We start from the raw sequence: 14736 nt of genomic DNA, 5'->3' as shown, positions 1-14736 counted from the left end.
GTGTTCGAATTGGAAGAAGCGCCCCTGATATTACACTGTGCAACCAATTGCGCGCAGCCCCCGCATCACGGCGGGAGACGCAGTCACTGGCCGGCTACCGCCATGCGCTCGATCAGGATGGAACCGGTGGATTTCGCGCCCCGGGCATGGACATCCGCCCCGACGGCGATCATCTGGCGGAACATGTCCGACAGATTGCCCGCAATCGTGATTTCATGCACGGGATGGCGAATCACGCCGCCCTGCACCCAGTAGCCGAAGGCCCCGCGGGAATAGTCGCCCGTCACGTAGTTGACGCCCTGGCCGATGAGCTCCGTCACCAGCAGGCCTGTGTCCATCTTGCGCAGCATGGCGTCCAGGTCGTCCGACGGACGGGTCAGGCGCGAACGCAGGCTGAGGTTATGCGAACCGCCGGCATTTCCGGTCGTGGCCAGGCCCAGTTTCCGGGCGGTATAGGTGGACAGGAAATAGCCGCTCAAGACCCCCTGGTCGACCACGCGGCGGGCCTGCGTGCGCACGCCCTCGGCATCGAACGGGGAACTGCCCTGCGCACCCGGAATATAGGGATTTTCAATCACGTCCAGATGATCGGCCAACACCGGCTTTCCCAGGCTGTCGAGCAGAAAGCTGGCCTTGCGGTACAGGGCCCCGCCGCTGGTGGCCTGCACCAGAGCGCCCAACAGGCCCACGGCCAAGGGGGCCTCGAAGAGCACCGGATAGTGGCCGGTTTTCACGCTGCGGGCGTTGAGCCGCGACAAGGCGCGTTCAGCGGCGTAGCGGCCCACGCGGACGGGGTCGGCCAGATCCTGGGCGCGGCGCGCGGACGTATACCAGAAGTCGCGCTGCATGCCGTCGCCCTGCCCGGCGATGGGCGCCACCGACAGGCTATGCCGGGAATAAGGATAGCCCCCCAGAAAGCCCCGCGAATTGCCCAGGACGAAATGGCCTTCCATGGTGTCCAGAGAAGCGCCTTCGGTATTGGTGATCTGAGCGCTAACCGCCATCGCCGCGCGCTCGGCCCGGATGGCCAGGCGGGCGGCGTCGGCCACATCGATCCCCCAGGGGTGATGCAGGTCCAGGTCCGGATAGTGCTGCGCCAGCTGATCCGCGTCCGGCAGGCCGGCGGCGGGATCTTCCGCCGTATGACGGGCGATGTGCCAGGCAGCTTCGACGGTCTTGCGCACGGCGTCCGCCGAAAAATCGGATGTCGATGCCGACCCCCGGCGCTGGCCGGCAAAGACCGTGATGGCCAGGGACCGGTCCCGGGTCTGTTCGATGGTTTCCAGCGTACGGTGCCGCACGGCGACGGAAAGCCCCCGGCTTTCGGAGACCTCGGCCGCGGCGTCCGAGGCGCCCGCATCGCGGGCGCAACGCAGGGCATCGGTGATCAGTTCGCGGAACTGGGCCTGCTGGACAGGGATGTCCAGGAAATCGTCTGTGTGTTCTTTCATGCGCAATCTGCCGGAGTCAAGGCGGTTATCATAGCCAATTGCAAACCATTTTATGCCCGAATCCATGGACGAACGCCTGCCGGACGAGGATACCGCCCAAGACCAGCGGCCCAGCAAATCCCAGGTCAAGCGCGATCTGCACGCCTTGCTCGATCTGGGCCGCGAACTGATCGCCCTGCCCGCCACCCGACTGGCGCAACTGCCGCTGGACGAATCCCTGCGTGAAGCCATTGCCCTGGCCCAACGCATCCACAGCAACGAAGGCCGCCGCCGGCAAACCCATTACGTGGGCAAGCTGCTGCGCCGCGCCGACGCCCAGGCCCTGCGCCGCCAACTGGCGGAATGGGCCAGCGGGTCGCGCGAACTGACGAGGTCCATGCACCGCCTGGAAGCGCTGCGCGACCGCCTGATCGACGACGACGAAGCCCTGACGCGGCTGCTGGCATCCTTTCCGCAACTGGATATCCAGGCCTTGCGGGCCCAGATCCGCGCCGCCCGAAAAGAAGCCCAGGACAACCTGTCGCGCACGCCGGATCAGGAACCCGCCCGCAAACATTACCGGGCCCTGTTCCAGACGCTGAAGCAGATTGATTTCGAGGACATCCCCAATGGACACGATGCTGGAAACGATTGAACGCGCCACCGGCCCCAAGCCCACGCACAGCGTGATCTGGCTGCACGGGCTAGGGGCGGACGGTCACGACTTCGAGCCCATCGTCCCCGAACTGGCGCATCCCCGACTGCCGGATATCCGCTTCGTCTTTCCGCACGCGCCGGTCCGCCCGGTCACGCTGAACGGGGGAACGCCGATGCGGGCCTGGTACGACCTGTACGGCCTAGACCGCGACGCCCGCGAAGACGTGGACGGCATCCGGGCCGCTCGGCACGCCGTCACGGCCCTGATCACGCGCGAAGCCGAACGCGGCATTCCACGGGAACGGATCGTATTGGCCGGCTTTTCCCAGGGCTGCGCCATGGCGCTGTACACGGGTTTGCGGCTGGAACACCGCCTGGCCGGGCTGATCGGCCTGTCGGGCTATCTGCCGTTGCGCAATACCACGGCGGCCGAGCGCCATCCGGCCAATGCGGCCACGCCGGTGTTCATGGCGCACGGCACGCAGGACATGGTGGTGCCCCTGACGTATTCGGAGGCCAGCCGCGACGCGATGATCGGGCTGGGGCAACCGGTGCAATGGCACACGTACCCGATGCCCCACGGGCTGCATCCCCAGGAACTGGACGACATCCGGGAGTTCCTGGTGGAGGTTTTCGCGGATGAATCAGACACGAAATAGTAGTTCTCGGGACATCTTGGACTGGGGCATCCCTCCACGTCGCGGCCTGCAGGCCACTCGGATTCGATAGGCATGTCCGATCTCATCCTCAAGGACTCTTGGGTCGAGGCATCCACGTCGCGCCTTGCAAGGCGCTCCGATTCGGCTGGCTGAGAACCGTCCGCAGGGACGGTTCTCAGTCCAGCCTCATCCATACCCTTCTCATCCCCGGGTCTTCTTCGTCGGGATCGTTCCGCAAGCCCAGGGACGTCATCAGGCCGATCATGGCCCGATTGCTGGCCAGCACGAGGCCTTCGATGTAGCGCAGGCCCTGCTGGCGGGCCACCTGGAACAGGCTGCGCATCAATTCCCCGCCCAGGCCGCGCCGTTGCCAGTCGTCGGCGATGACCAGCGCGTACTCGGCGCCTTGCCCATCGGCATTGCGCAGGTAGTGGGCGAACCCGACGATCCGTTCGCGCAGCAAGCCGCGATTTTCAGGGTTGGGGACCTGAACCGTGGCCACCAGGGCCACTTCGCGGTCGTAGTCGATCCGCGTATAGCGGGCCAGCATGCGAGGAGTCAATTCGCGCAGCATGGACACGAAACGCATGTAGCGCGACTCATCGGAGAGCTCGCGCACGAATTCCTGCAGCAATGAGGCGTCTTCCGGACGGATGGGGCGCAGCAGCCATTCCTGGCCATCCTTCATCACCATGGGCCGGACCATGCGACGCGGGTAGGGATGGATGGCCATGTGGCGGTACGCCTGATTTTCGGGGCGCTCGCCATCGTAGTTCGGGTCCAGGCCGATCCGGACGTCCTCGGCAAACAAGCTGGTATCGTCCCACCACAGCGGATCGATGTGCAGGGAGCGCACGCCCGGCAAGGCGCTGACGATCTCGGAAATCCGCTCCAGGGATTCGCGCAGCTGTTCAAACACGGCCGGGCTGAGATCCTTTTCCAGCACCCGGGACCAGAACTTGCCACGCTGGATCAGTTGGCGGGCCAGGTAATTGTTCAGCGGCGGCAGTTCGATTTCCCGATGCGGCGACGCCAGCCGGGCGGGCCGCCCGCCCGGGCCGAACTGCAGGTAAGGGCCGAAATGGGCGTCCTGGCGCACCTGGATCGCCATGGGCACGTTCCGGCGGGCCGGTTCGGGGGCGGGCTGGTCTTCCACCCGGATGGGGACATGGAAGCAATCCAGCAGCCAGCGACAGCTGGCGCGATCCAGTTCCGTCCGCCCGGACATGATGGCGTCATTCAGCAGCGCGCGGGCCTCGTCCAGGCGCGGCGGCCGATTCAGCATTTCAGGCGGAAGCGCCTGTTGGGCCAGGGTCTGGTTGTAATGATACGAGGCCAGGATGCCAAAGGCGTTGGCGGCGGATTCCGGTGTGCGAAAAGCCGGCAACCCCACGGCATCCAGCCGGTGGCGCTGCACGCGCATCGAGGCATCCCCCAGGAAACAGGAAATGATCGGTTTGGCGGCGGCTTCGGAAAACTGCGCCAGGGCTTCGGCCGCCGCATCCATATCCGACAGGGCGTCGGGGGCGATCAGGACCAGCACCCCGTCGACATTGCTATCGGAGGCCAGCAGGGACAGGGCCTGCCGCATGCGATCCGAGTCCAGGGGGGCATGACTGACGACGGGATTGTCCACCGCCGCGCCAGGCTCCAGCAGCGCGGCCAGGTCACGGCGGGTTTGCGTACCCAGATCCGCCCGCGAGACAGGCCCGCCCGAGCCGACCGCGTCCAGCGCCAGATGGGCCGCGCCATGACCGTTGGCGAACAGGGCAATGCGCCGCCCACGCTGACGTTTGGTGTGAACCAGCACTTTCAGCGCCGAGAACAACTGCACGAAGAAACGGATGCGCACGGCGCCGGTGCGCCGCAACAAGGCATCGAACACGGCGTCGGCGGCCGGATCACGACCCGGCCCCTGGCGGCCGGCTTTCAGAACGATGACCGGCTTGACACTGGCGGCCGCCATCAGGGCGCTGGTGAAACGGCGCGACGAATCGGCCTCTTCCAGGTAGAGCACGATGCTGTCCGAACGCGCATCCATGGACAGGTATTCCAGGACCTCGGCCGTGGTCACGCCCGAGGCGTCGCCCGTGGAAACCACAGTGGAAAACCCCAGTTGGATATCATCGGCCCAATCCAGCACGGCAGCCGCCACCATGCGTGACTGCGCCACCAACGCCACCCGGCCCACCGGGGCGCCATGCGGATCCAGGCCCAGGTTCAACCCCAGGTGCGGGCGCTGGATGCCCAGCGCGCCCGGCCCTAGAACCAGGCAGTCATTCATCTGCCCCCAGGCCTGGCAATAGGTCCGTGTCTCGACCGGGTTGGCCGAAGGGGTCTCGTGAGGCAGCAGCACCAGGGCGCGGGGATGGTGCGCCCGCAGTTCGCCCAGGGCAGCCGGCAGGCGGGCAGGGTCCAGGCAGAGCAGCGCCATGTCCAGCCGCTGGCCCGCCTGCAAAAAATCCAGTCGCTCCGGCAAGCGCCACTGCCCGGCTGCATCGACCCTCACGGCGGCGATGCGGCCGCGCAGCAGGGGCGGCGGCGACTGCACGACGGGCAGATCGCGGGAGCTGAGAACCAGCAAGGAACGCGGCTCGAATAAAGCCGCCAGACGATGACGCAACATGAACGCAACCCTGAAGCCCCCAAAGATGGGGCGTCCTTTAAAATACACGATTTCCATCTTGATTCTACAGGGCCTGCGTGACACGCACCCTGTCCGCCACCCACTGCCATGACCGCTTCCGCCCCGCGCCCCGTGCGTACACGCTTTGCCCCATCCCCCACCGGCTACCTGCATCTGGGCGGCGCCCGGACCGCCCTCTTTTCCTGGGCCTATGCGCGCCACTATGGAGGCACCTTCGTGCTGCGCATCGAGGACACGGATCTCGAACGATCCACGCCGGAGGCCGTTCAGGCCATTCTGGACGGCATGCAATGGCTGGATCTGCAGCCCGATGAAGGCCCCTTCTATCAGATGCAGCGCATGGACCGCTATCGCCAGGTCATCGCCGACATGCTGGCCCAGGGCTCTGCCTACCATTGCTACAGCACCCCGGCCGAAGTCGAAGCCATGCGCGAACGCGCCCGCGCCATCGGCGCCAAGCCGCGCTACGACGGCACCTGGCGCCCGGAGCCGGGAAAGACACTGCCGCCCATTCCGGCCGGCGTCCAGCCGGTGGTGCGCTTTCGCAGCCCCCAAGAGGGCGTCACCGCCTGGGACGATCTGGTCAAAGGCCCCATCAGCTTCGACAACAGCGAACTGGACGACCTGGTGATCGCCCGCCCCGATGGCACCCCGACCTACAATTTCTGCGTGGTGGTGGACGACTGGGACATGCAGATCAGTCACGTGATCCGGGGAGATGACCACGTCAACAACACGCCGCGCCAGATCACGATCCTGCAGGCGCTGGGCGCGGAACCTCCCCGTTACGGCCACGTGCCGATGATTCTGGGCCCGGACGGCGAAAAGCTCTCGAAACGCCACGGCGCAGTCAGCGTCATGGAATACGACCGGCTGGGATACCTGCCGGATGCCATGGTCAATTACCTGGCCCGCCTGGGTTGGAGCCACGGCAATGACGAACTCTTCACCCGCGAACAGTTCGTGGAATGGTTCGATCCGCGCCACCTCAGCCGCTCGGCGGCGCAATGGGATCCCAAGAAACTGAACTGGGTCAACGCCCACGCCCTGCGCCAGCTGGACCCCGCCGAGCTGGCCGAACGCGTGGCCCCGCGCATCGCTCAACGCGGCGGCACGCCGCAAGCCGCCGACCTGCCCGCCATCATGGCCTTGCTGCGCGAGCGCAGTGAAACCCTGGAAGACCTGGCCGAAGGCGCCCTGCTATTTTGCGGCCCCTACGTGCCGGCCGACGCGGCCCTGCGGGCGGAGGTGCTGGATGAAGCCGCCCTGGGCCTGCTGCGGACGTTCCAGACACAGGCCCGGAACCTGGCCGACTGGACCGAGTCCGAGCTGGACGCGCTGATCAAGGCCATCCTGAAAGCCGAAGGCGTGAAGATGCCGAAACTGGCCATCCCGCTGCGGGTGGCCGTGACGGGCCAGAAGCACACTCCGTCCATCGGCGCCGTGCTGACCCTGTTGGGGCGCGCCACGGTACTGGCGCGCCTGGACGCAAGCCTGGCCGGCTGAACCCGCTCGTCAGAAGGGCAGCCGATAGCCTGGCGACATGCGCCGGGCGCGCACGCTGCCCTGCGGGCCCTGCAAGCGCAATTCCGTCGCGTTGGACTGGACGATACGATAGCGGTTCGAGTAGATGGGATCATCCAGATTCACGGGCACGCCGTTGGATTCCAGGGTGCGCAGCACCAGCGTGCCGCCATCGCGCGACCAGCAGCCGGACTCTTCCAGCCCCTGTGACGGCGCCCGCGGCCGCTTGATCTGCTCCACATAAGCCATGGTGCCGTCCGGGTTCAAGGTATACAGGGTGCGCAAGGCGCCTGCCACCCCTTTCTGAGCAGCCACCGACAACCAGTTGCCCACCACCGCATCGCCGGCGGCCGCAGGCGTGCAAGTCGGCGCGGCGACAGGGGTCGACGGCGCCGTGGCCGGTTTGGTGGGAGCGCAACCCGCCAGCACCCCCAGGACGGCTGCGCCGGCGGCCGCCATCGAAAGACGAATGAATCGCATTGCTTGATTCCTGTTCATGACAATTGTCATCCAATACCCCCGGCACAGACAGGGGCGATCCCGACAGAGCCCACCGCCCGGCCTACAATTTTCGTGTCCCTGCGCGGTCTGCGGGAAAACAACCATTCTACTGACATGAGCCATTCCGTACTTGTCACTTTGCATCTGTTTGCCGCCATCATGTTCGTGGGGACGGTGTTCTTCGAAGTCCTGATCCTGGAAGGCATCCGCAAGCCTCTGGGGCGGGAGGCCATGCGCAACGTGGAACTGGCCATCGGGCGCCGCGCCCGGCGCATCATGCCGTTCGTCATGATCGCTCTGTTCGGCGCGGGTCTGGGCATGGCCTGGCAATTCAGGGACGCGCTGGCGCAGCCCTTCGCCAGCCATTTTGCCACCCTGCTGTGGATCAAGATCATCCTGGCCTTCAGCGTATTGGGGCATTTTATTTTCGCCATGGCCATGAGCGGCACGGGCCGGCTGAAATCGCGCCATTTTCAGATCATTCACCTGAGCGTGTTCTGCCATGTCGTCCTGATCGTCTTTCTGGCCAAGGCCATGTTTTATCTCTGAGCCCTGCCAATCAAGAAAGAAACGCGTCTTTTTCGAGACAAAGCGCAATCCGGTAGCCCGATAAAGGCCGCCGTTGCGCCGATAACGCTTGGAACCCCACAATCCTTACGTTAGACTTGAATGCGTGTGATATTCATGATATTGCACGCCTGCGCCATTTGAGATGGGCCGCACCTGACGTGGGGGTCATATCAAATGGGTGGACGTTTCCTTTTGCCTTAAGGAGCCCGACAATGGCAACCGCCAAGAAAGCCGCAGCCACACCCGCAAAATCCGCCCCCGCAAAAAAACCCGCAGCCCCCAAAAAGGCAGCCCCGAAAGCCGCCGCTAAACCGGTAGCCGCCAAAGCAGCCGCCAGCACGAAGGCCGCTCCCAAAAAGGCAGCACCCGCTGCCAAGGCCGCAAAATCCGCAGCAGTGAAGCCCGCAGCGAAAAAACCCGCTGCCACCAAGGCCGCCGCGTCGACAGCCAAGAAACCCGCCGCAACGAAGAAACCCGCTGCAACGAAGAAACCCGCCGCAGCCAAGGCAACCGCTGCCGTGAAGAAGGTCGCCGCCGTCAAGAAGACCGCTGCCAAACCGGCTGCAAAAGCGACGGCAAGCAAAGCACCGGCGAAATCTTCGGTGGCAAAGAAGGCTGCAAAACCGGCGGCTGCAAAAGCCACCGCAAAGCCGGCCGCCGCTAAGTCCGCCGCAAAACCGGCTGCGGCAAAATCCGCTGCGGCCAAAAAGCCGGCAGCCGGAAAAACGGCTGCGACCAAGGCCCCCGCAGCGAAGAAATCCGCTGCAGCCAAAGCCGCCCCCGCCGCTAAAAAGGCGGCAGCCGTGAAAAAACCGGCAGCCAAGGCCCCCGCCAAAAAGGCGCCGGCCAAAGCCGCTGCCAAGGCCCCGGCCGCCAAGGCGGCAGCCGCGAAAAAGCCCGCAGCCAGCAAAACCGCCACGGTGAAAAAGGCCGCCAGCAAGTCCGCCACCCCGGCGCCTGCTGCCCGCGCCGATGCCAATCCGGGGGGCAACTGGCCGTTCCCCCTGAACAACCGCCCGTAAACCAGGCAGCAAGACCAAAAGATGCGGCAAGGCAACTTGCCGCATCTTTTGCGCTAATGCGACAATGGCCTACTTCATGCCATCTGTGAGCACCGCATGGTCCGCGACATCCTGCTTTTTCTGATTGATATCGTCTTTTCGCTCTTTGGCATTGCCCTGATTCTACGGGCCTGGATCTTTGCGATCCGCCTGCATCCGTTCAATCCCTATTCCCAGGCTGTCCTGCGCGTCACCGACTGGCTGGTGCAGCCGATCCGGCGTATCGTGCCCGTCAGCGGACGTTTCGACTGGCCCAGCATTCTGGCCTGCTGGGTCACGGCCATGATCTACCTGCTGCTGACCTGGCTGATCGCCATGGGCGGCCTGCTGCCTCCGGCGTCCGCCATCGGCGCGGTCCTGCTGACCGGGCTGCTGGTGGGCCTGAAATGGCTGTTCAATGTGATCGTCTGGGTGACGCTGATCCAGGCCGTGCTGTCCTGGATCAACCCGCTGTCGCCGGTCATGCCGGTGCTCTACACCCTGACGGCGCCGCTGCTGGACCCAATCCGCCGCATCCTGCCCCGCATGGGGGGGTTGGACCTGTCACCGCTGGTCTTGCTGGTGGTGGCCCAGATCGTGATGATGATTCTGAACCACCTGGCGTTTTCCACCTTCGGCGTATGACGCCGATTACATGGGCACGACGCGGGTCGGGCCGCCGCCGCTGATGACCTGCACCCGCTGACCAGAACTGAGCGCGACGTCGTTGGCCTGCGCAATGACACGGGTTTCGCCGTTATCCAGACGCACGGTGATTTCCAGGCCCTGGGTCTTGTTGACCTGATTTTCGACGGCATTGCCCGCTAGGCCGCCCAGCAGGGCGCCGCCGATGGACGTCAGGATCTGGCCCCGGCCGCCGCCGATGGTGCTGCCGGCCACACCGCCCAGCGCGCCGCCGGCCAATGCGCCGACACCCGAGGACTTATCCGACTGGATGACGACCGGACGCACGGACACGACCGTGCCGTAACGCACGATCTGTTCCTGTTGAGCCTGGCCATAGGTGTAGACGGAGCTGGAAGCCGACTGATTGGCGCAACCGGCCAACGCCAGGGCGGACAGGGAAATACCGACCGCCGCCGTCAGGCGCAAGGCGCGGGATGAAAGAGAAAAGCTGCGGATCGCCATGATGGGACTCCCGTAATAGCAGACAACAAAGGATCAGGCGAGGCCCGCATCAACCCCATAATGGCGATGCAGCGCCGCCGCAATTTGATCACGAGACGGGCAGTGATTCTGCGGACCCTGACTGGCAATTTTAAAGCCGCCCATCACGTTCGCCAAACAGCAGGCATCCCGCAACGACCAGTCATTGACCAGGCCATACAGCAAGCCGGCGCGATGGGCATCGCCGCAGCCGGTCGGGTCCACGACCCGTTCGGCCGGCACCGGAGCGATATCCGTCTGTTCGCCGCCGGCATACAGGATGGCCCCCTGGGCGCCCAGGGTGACGACGGCCGCCTGCAGACCGGCGGCAATGTCCTTGATGGACTGCCCCGTGCGGTCTTCGATGACGCTGGCCTCGTAGTCGTTGGCTGTCAGGATGCTGGCCATGGTCAGCATGCGATGCAGATCATCGCCGCCAAACAGAGGCATGGCCTGACCCAGGTCGAAAATGAAAGGGATGCCGGCCGCATGCAGGCGCTCGGCATGGGCGAACATGCCTTCCTTGGAGTCGGGCGAGACGATGGCCCAGCGGGCGGCGCGGCCCGATAGATCGTTTTCGGCCGAACGCAGCATGGCGCCGGGATGGAAGGATGCGATCTGGCTGCTTTCCTGGTCCGTGGTGATGTAGCACTGCGCCGTATAGGCATCCGGCAGCACCCGCACCAGACTGGTATCGATCTGCAGATCGCGCAAGCGCCGCAGGTAGTCATCGGCATCCTGGCCGATGGTCCCGACCGGCACCGGATGCCCGCCCAGGAGCTTCAGGTTGTAGGCGATGTTCCCCGCGCAGCCGCCGTATTCCTTGCGCAACGCCGGCACGAGGAAAGACACGCTCAGGGACTTGAGGTTATCGGGCTGAATGTGGTCACGAAAACGACCCTCGAATACGGCAATCGTATCGAAGGCGATGGAGCCGCAAATCAGCACGTCCTGGTTGGGGTTCATGAATGAATATCCTCAGGGATAGAACAGGTCAAGCTGGTAGCCGTTGATCCGCAGGCCATCCAGGGCCAGCGGCACCTGAATCAGCACTTCGCTGCGGGCGGCGAAGGGGCGGCCGGCAAGCTCGGCGCCCAGGTATTCCAGGGGGGACAAATTGCGTCGCACCAGCAGCGTGCCGGCCGCGTCTTTCAGATCCAACACGATCGCCGGCCATTCCTGCGCATGGTCGGACTGATTGCGCAACGTCGCCTGCAAAATGAATCGCTGCACAGGCGCGGGCGCCTCGGCTCCCGCTGCCGGAGCAGACGGCCCGGCCGACGTCGGCGCCGCATCCTGCACCTTCAGCGCCGATCCCGTGATGGCCAACTGCGCCAAGTCACGGGCGTAAGGCACCTGACAGCGCAAAGGCACACAGGCCCGTTCCAGCCAAGGTCGCACGGCAGGCACTGCCTGCGCCAACTGGGCGCGATACACGTAAGCCAATTGCGCCCCCATCAGCACCACCAGCACGACCAGCAATAGGCGCGCCAGCAAACGGACGATCCCGGCCCACCAGGGCTGCGCATCGCCGGACCGCAACAGCGGCGCGGCCGTGCCGCCCTGGCTGCGATGCCCGGGCCTGGCCTCGACGACGAAGGATTCAGCCGAGCCGGCCTCCCCGGCCGGTGCATCCACCCAAAAATCATCCTCCCTGTCGCCGGAGCCGATATCCGGCGCGAGTCGGCCGCGCCCGGAACGAAACACCTGGGGAGCAAGCCCGTCATCGGCGTCATCCGGCGCGTCCGGGCCGGGGGCCAGGATGTGCGCGGCGGGTTCGCGGGACGCAAAATCGTCGGGGCCCGCAGATGAAGGCGCGCCGCTGCCCGAGGCGTCGGAAACCACCTCGGCATAACCATCGAAGATATGCGAACACTGAACGCAGCGGATATAGCCTTTGCGCAGTTGCAGATCTGACAGACTGGCTTGAAACACCGTGCCGCATTGCGGGCAACGTGTGGTCAGGTCCATGCCCCGGCCTCCCGTTGATCAGTCTTTGTGCCCGGCCAGACAGACCCAGCCGTCACGCGCCGCCCACACTCGCAGGGCCATCCAGGGCGCATAGGCCTCGGCAACCTCGTCAGCCTGGCGTTCCAGCACGCCGGACAGGACCAGCCAGCCCCCGGATGCCACCCGGGACGACAGCATGGGCGCCAGGACCTTCAGGGGATTGGACAGAATGTTGGCGACCACGATCTGGCTGGGGCCGGCAGGTAGCGCGTCAGGCAGACAGGCCTGCACCTGCACCTGATTGACGGCTGCGTTCTGCGTCGTCGACAAGACGGCCTGCTCGTCGATATCCACCCCGCGCGTGACCCCCGCCCCCAGCAACCGGGCGGCAATGGCCAGAATGCCCGAACCGCAGCCGTAATCCAGCACGGTCTCGCCGCCCTGCAGGTGGGCGGCCAGCCATTCAAGACACAGATGAGTGGTGGGATGGCTGCCTGTGCCAAAGGCCAGGCCCGGATCGAGTTCGATGCGGATGATGCCATCCTGAGAACCGCCCGCAGGCAAACCGGCACCTTCGCGATGCCAACTGGGCACGATCCAGATACGGTCGCCCACAGCGATCGGCCCGAACTGGGACTGGGTCAGGCGCACCCAATCGGCGTCCGGCACGTCGCGCAGCAGCCAATCGCCGGCTGACGGGGCCGGCCCGGCCAAGCCATCCAGCGCCATCAGCAATTGGGCGGGGTCATCGCCATCCGCCAACAAGGCCACGAGGCGGTTGCGCTGCCAGGCCAGGGTCTCGGGCTCCGTGCCGGGTTCGCCAAAGAGCGCCTGCTCCCGGTCGGTATCGCCATCGGCATCTTCGACGGACACCGACAGGGCGCCCGCCTCCAACAGCGCATCCGACCAGGCCTCCGCCTGATCATGCCTGCAACCGAGCACCAATTCACGCATGCCTTGACCCTATGACCGCTGGGCCAGTTTATGTTCAAGGTAATGAATGCTGGTGCCGCCCTTGATGAAATTTTCGTCCTGCAGCAGTTCGCGGTGCAGGGGGATGTTGGTGCGGACCCCTTCGACGATCATTTCCGACAGGGCGATGTCCATGCGCACCAGCGCCTGATGGCGGTCATCGCCATAGGTGATGAGCTTGGCCACCATCGAATCGTAATACGGCGGCACCGTATAGCCGGTAAAGACGTGCGAATCCATGCGCACCCCGGGGCCGCCCGGCACGTGCCAGTTGGTGACCTTGCCCGGGCTGGGCGTGAATTTGTATGGATCTTCCGCATTGATGCGGCATTCCAGGGCATGCCCGCGCAGATGGATGTCGCGCTGGCGCAGCGTGAATTTTTCACCGGCCGCGATGCGGATCTGCCACTGCACGAGATCCAGTCCCGTGATCATCTCGGTCACGGTATGCTCGACCTGGATTCGGGTATTCATCTCGATGAAGAAGAATTCCCCATTCTCATACAGGAATTCGAAAGTGCCGGCGCCGCGATACCGCATCTGGCGGCAGGCCTCCGCGCAACGCTCGCCGATGCGTTCGATCAAGGCGCGATCGATGCCCGGCGCGGGCGCTTCTTCCATGACTTTCTGGTGGCGGCGCTGCATGGAGCAGTCGCGTTCGCCCAGCCAGACAGCCTTGCCTTCGCCATCAGCCAATATCTGAATCTCGATATGGCGCGGGTTCTCCAGGTATTTTTCCAGGTAGACCTCGGGGTTGTTGAAGGCAACCCCGGCTTCGGTGCGCGTCATGGCCACGGCGTTGATCAATGACCCGGCGTCGTAGACGACGCGCATGCCGCGTCCCCCGCCACCGCCTGCGGCCTTGATGATCACAGGGTAGCCGACCTCTTCGGCGACCCGTTGGATCTCCGCCGGATCATCGGACAGCGCGCCGCCCGAACCCGGCACCACCGGCACCCCGGCGGCGATCATCGCCTGTTTGGCGCTGACCTTGTCGCCCATGATGCGGATGCTGTCGGGTCGCGGGCCGATGAAGACGAAACCGCTTTTTTCGACGCGCTCGGCGAAATCGGCGTTTTCCGCCAGGAAACCGTAGCCGGGGTGAATCGCCTCGGCGTCCGTGACTTCAGCCGCCGAAATCAGGGCCGGCATGTTCAGGTAGCTGTCGCGCGGCGACGAGGGACCGATGCAGACGGATTCGTCGGCCAGGCGAACGTATTTGGCCTCGCGGTCGGCTTCGGAATGAACCACCACGGTCTTGATGCCCATCTCGCGGCAGGCCCGTTGAATCCGCAGAGCGATTTCCCCGCGATTGGCAATCAGTATCTTTTCAAACATGGCTTAGGCAATGATGAACAGAGGTTGGCCGTATTCGACGGGTTCGCCGTTTTCAACCAGGATTTCCTTGATCACGCCGGACTTGTCGGCTTCGATCTCGTTGAGCAGCTTCATGGCCTCGATGATGCACAGCGGATCGCCTTCCTTGACGGTCTGGCCGACCTCGACGAACGCCGGGGAATTCGGATTGGGCGAGCGATAGAAAGTGCCGACCATGGGGGCCTTCACCTGGTGCCCCTGAGGGGCGGCGGCCGGGGCCGGCGCGGCTGCGGCGGGCGCGG

At 65.0% G+C, this 14736-nt stretch carries 16 protein-coding genes; 6 read left to right on the top strand and 10 right to left on the bottom strand.

Going from position 1 to position 14736, the window contains the following annotated elements:
* Window positions 1-83: 83 nt before the first annotated feature.
* Window positions 84-1451 carry a metalloprotease PmbA gene (pmbA, locus tag WBG56_RS03190; RefSeq protein WP_424265187.1) on the bottom strand — a complete coding sequence of 456 codons (1368 nt, stop codon included), beginning with the start codon at window positions 1449-1451 and terminating at the stop codon, window positions 84-86.
* 52 nt (window positions 1452-1503) lie between these two features.
* Between pmbA and yjgA the strand changes: the two genes are divergently transcribed.
* Together yjgA and WBG56_RS03180 are read left to right on the top strand one after the other, a co-directional pair.
* Complete coding sequence (gene yjgA, locus WBG56_RS03185; protein WP_424265185.1) at window positions 1504-2085, top strand: ribosome biogenesis factor YjgA; 582 nt, start codon at window positions 1504-1506, stop codon at window positions 2083-2085.
* Window positions 2060-2746: an alpha/beta hydrolase gene (locus WBG56_RS03180; protein WP_424265183.1), complete on the top strand. Its 687-nt coding sequence runs from the start codon at window positions 2060-2062 to the stop codon at window positions 2744-2746. Before yjgA ends, WBG56_RS03180 begins: the two co-directional genes overlap by 26 nt.
* Window positions 2747-2921: 175 nt before the next feature.
* Here WBG56_RS03180 and WBG56_RS03175 read toward each other — a convergent pair whose 3' ends face one another.
* A complete protein-coding gene (locus tag WBG56_RS03175; RefSeq protein WP_424265181.1) occupies window positions 2922-5372 on the bottom strand; it encodes a GNAT family N-acetyltransferase in 2451 nt (816 codons plus the stop codon).
* Between the two features lie 108 nt (window positions 5373-5480).
* On the opposite strand from WBG56_RS03175, the gene gltX reads away from it, so the two are divergent.
* Entirely contained in the window at window positions 5481-6899 is a 1419-nt protein-coding gene (gene gltX, locus WBG56_RS03170; protein WP_424265179.1) for a glutamate--tRNA ligase, read from the top strand.
* Between the two features lie 9 nt (window positions 6900-6908).
* Here gltX and WBG56_RS03165 read toward each other — a convergent pair whose 3' ends face one another.
* The gene (locus tag WBG56_RS03165) at window positions 6909-7397 is read right to left on the bottom strand and encodes a hypothetical protein (RefSeq protein ID WP_424265177.1); all 489 of its coding nucleotides are present in this window, start codon (window positions 7395-7397) and stop codon (window positions 6909-6911) included.
* A gap of 135 nt (window positions 7398-7532) precedes the next feature.
* Between WBG56_RS03165 and WBG56_RS03160 the strand changes: the two genes are divergently transcribed.
* A complete protein-coding gene (locus tag WBG56_RS03160) occupies window positions 7533-7967 on the top strand; it encodes a CopD family copper resistance protein (protein ID WP_424265175.1) in 435 nt (144 codons plus the stop codon).
* Window positions 7968-8100: 133 nt separating this feature from the next.
* On the opposite strand, the gene WBG56_RS03155 is transcribed toward WBG56_RS03160, so the two are convergent.
* Window positions 8101-8811, bottom strand: a complete 711-nt coding sequence (locus tag WBG56_RS03155) for a hypothetical protein (RefSeq protein WP_424265173.1) — start codon at window positions 8809-8811, stop codon at window positions 8101-8103.
* Here WBG56_RS03155 and WBG56_RS03150 point away from each other — a divergent pair.
* The gene (locus WBG56_RS03150; protein WP_424265171.1) at window positions 8792-9010 is read left to right on the top strand and encodes a hypothetical protein; all 219 of its coding nucleotides are present in this window, start codon (window positions 8792-8794) and stop codon (window positions 9008-9010) included. The two genes, WBG56_RS03155 and WBG56_RS03150, sit on opposite strands and share 20 nt — an antisense overlap.
* Window positions 9011-9106: 96 nt before the next feature.
* Window positions 9107-9673 carry a YggT family protein gene (locus WBG56_RS03145; RefSeq protein WP_424265169.1) on the top strand — a complete coding sequence of 189 codons (567 nt, stop codon included), beginning with the start codon at window positions 9107-9109 and terminating at the stop codon, window positions 9671-9673.
* Between the two features lie 6 nt (window positions 9674-9679).
* Here WBG56_RS03145 and WBG56_RS03140 read toward each other — a convergent pair whose 3' ends face one another.
* The 6 genes from WBG56_RS03140 to accB form a co-directional block, all read right to left on the bottom strand.
* Window positions 9680-10177, bottom strand: coding sequence for a glycine zipper 2TM domain-containing protein (locus WBG56_RS03140; protein ID WP_424265167.1), 498 nt, complete (start codon window positions 10175-10177; stop codon window positions 9680-9682).
* 33 nt (window positions 10178-10210) lie between these two features.
* Window positions 10211-11161, bottom strand: a complete 951-nt coding sequence (locus tag WBG56_RS03135; RefSeq protein ID WP_424265165.1) for a carbohydrate kinase family protein — start codon at window positions 11159-11161, stop codon at window positions 10211-10213.
* A gap of 12 nt (window positions 11162-11173) precedes the next feature.
* Window positions 11174-12166 (bottom strand): zinc-ribbon and DUF3426 domain-containing protein, encoded by a 993-nt coding sequence (locus WBG56_RS03130; RefSeq protein ID WP_424265163.1) that lies wholly within the window; start codon window positions 12164-12166, stop codon window positions 11174-11176.
* A gap of 18 nt (window positions 12167-12184) precedes the next feature.
* Window positions 12185-13099, bottom strand: a complete 915-nt coding sequence (gene prmA / locus WBG56_RS03125) for a 50S ribosomal protein L11 methyltransferase (RefSeq protein ID WP_424265161.1) — start codon at window positions 13097-13099, stop codon at window positions 12185-12187.
* 9 nt (window positions 13100-13108) lie between these two features.
* A complete protein-coding gene (gene accC / locus WBG56_RS03120; RefSeq protein ID WP_424265159.1) occupies window positions 13109-14455 on the bottom strand; it encodes an acetyl-CoA carboxylase biotin carboxylase subunit in 1347 nt (448 codons plus the stop codon).
* A 3-nt stretch (window positions 14456-14458) separates the two neighbouring features.
* Window positions 14459-14736, bottom strand: a 278-nt coding sequence (gene accB, locus WBG56_RS03115) for an acetyl-CoA carboxylase biotin carboxyl carrier protein (protein ID WP_424265157.1), incomplete at its 5' end; no start/stop codon positions are given.

This window comes from Castellaniella sp., assembly GCF_049671645.1.
GTDB lineage: Bacteria > Pseudomonadota > Gammaproteobacteria > Burkholderiales > Burkholderiaceae_B > Castellaniella.
This window is presented reverse-complemented; position numbering and strand designations above follow the sequence as displayed.

Coding starts and splice junctions, on each gene's coding strand:
- pmbA (WP_424265187.1), bottom strand. CDS start 1,451: ATGAAAGAACACACAGACGATTTCCTGGACATCCCTGTCCAGCAGGCC.
- yjgA (WP_424265185.1), top strand. CDS start 1,504: ATGCCCGAATCCATGGACGAACGCCTGCCGGACGAGGATACCGCCCAA.
- WBG56_RS03180 (WP_424265183.1), top strand. CDS start 2,060: ATGGACACGATGCTGGAAACGATTGAACGCGCCACCGGCCCCAAGCCC.
- WBG56_RS03175 (WP_424265181.1), bottom strand. CDS start 5,372: ATGTTGCGTCATCGTCTGGCGGCTTTATTCGAGCCGCGTTCCTTGCTG.
- gltX (WP_424265179.1), top strand. CDS start 5,481: ATGACCGCTTCCGCCCCGCGCCCCGTGCGTACACGCTTTGCCCCATCC.
- WBG56_RS03165 (WP_424265177.1), bottom strand. CDS start 7,397: ATGCGATTCATTCGTCTTTCGATGGCGGCCGCCGGCGCAGCCGTCCTG.
- WBG56_RS03160 (WP_424265175.1), top strand. CDS start 7,533: ATGAGCCATTCCGTACTTGTCACTTTGCATCTGTTTGCCGCCATCATG.
- WBG56_RS03145 (WP_424265169.1), top strand. CDS start 9,107: ATGGTCCGCGACATCCTGCTTTTTCTGATTGATATCGTCTTTTCGCTC.
- WBG56_RS03140 (WP_424265167.1), bottom strand. CDS start 10,177: ATGGCGATCCGCAGCTTTTCTCTTTCATCCCGCGCCTTGCGCCTGACG.
- WBG56_RS03135 (WP_424265165.1), bottom strand. CDS start 11,161: ATGAACCCCAACCAGGACGTGCTGATTTGCGGCTCCATCGCCTTCGAT.
- WBG56_RS03130 (WP_424265163.1), bottom strand. CDS start 12,166: ATGGACCTGACCACACGTTGCCCGCAATGCGGCACGGTGTTTCAAGCC.
- prmA (WP_424265161.1), bottom strand. CDS start 13,099: ATGCGTGAATTGGTGCTCGGTTGCAGGCATGATCAGGCGGAGGCCTGG.
- accC (WP_424265159.1), bottom strand. CDS start 14,455: ATGTTTGAAAAGATACTGATTGCCAATCGCGGGGAAATCGCTCTGCGG.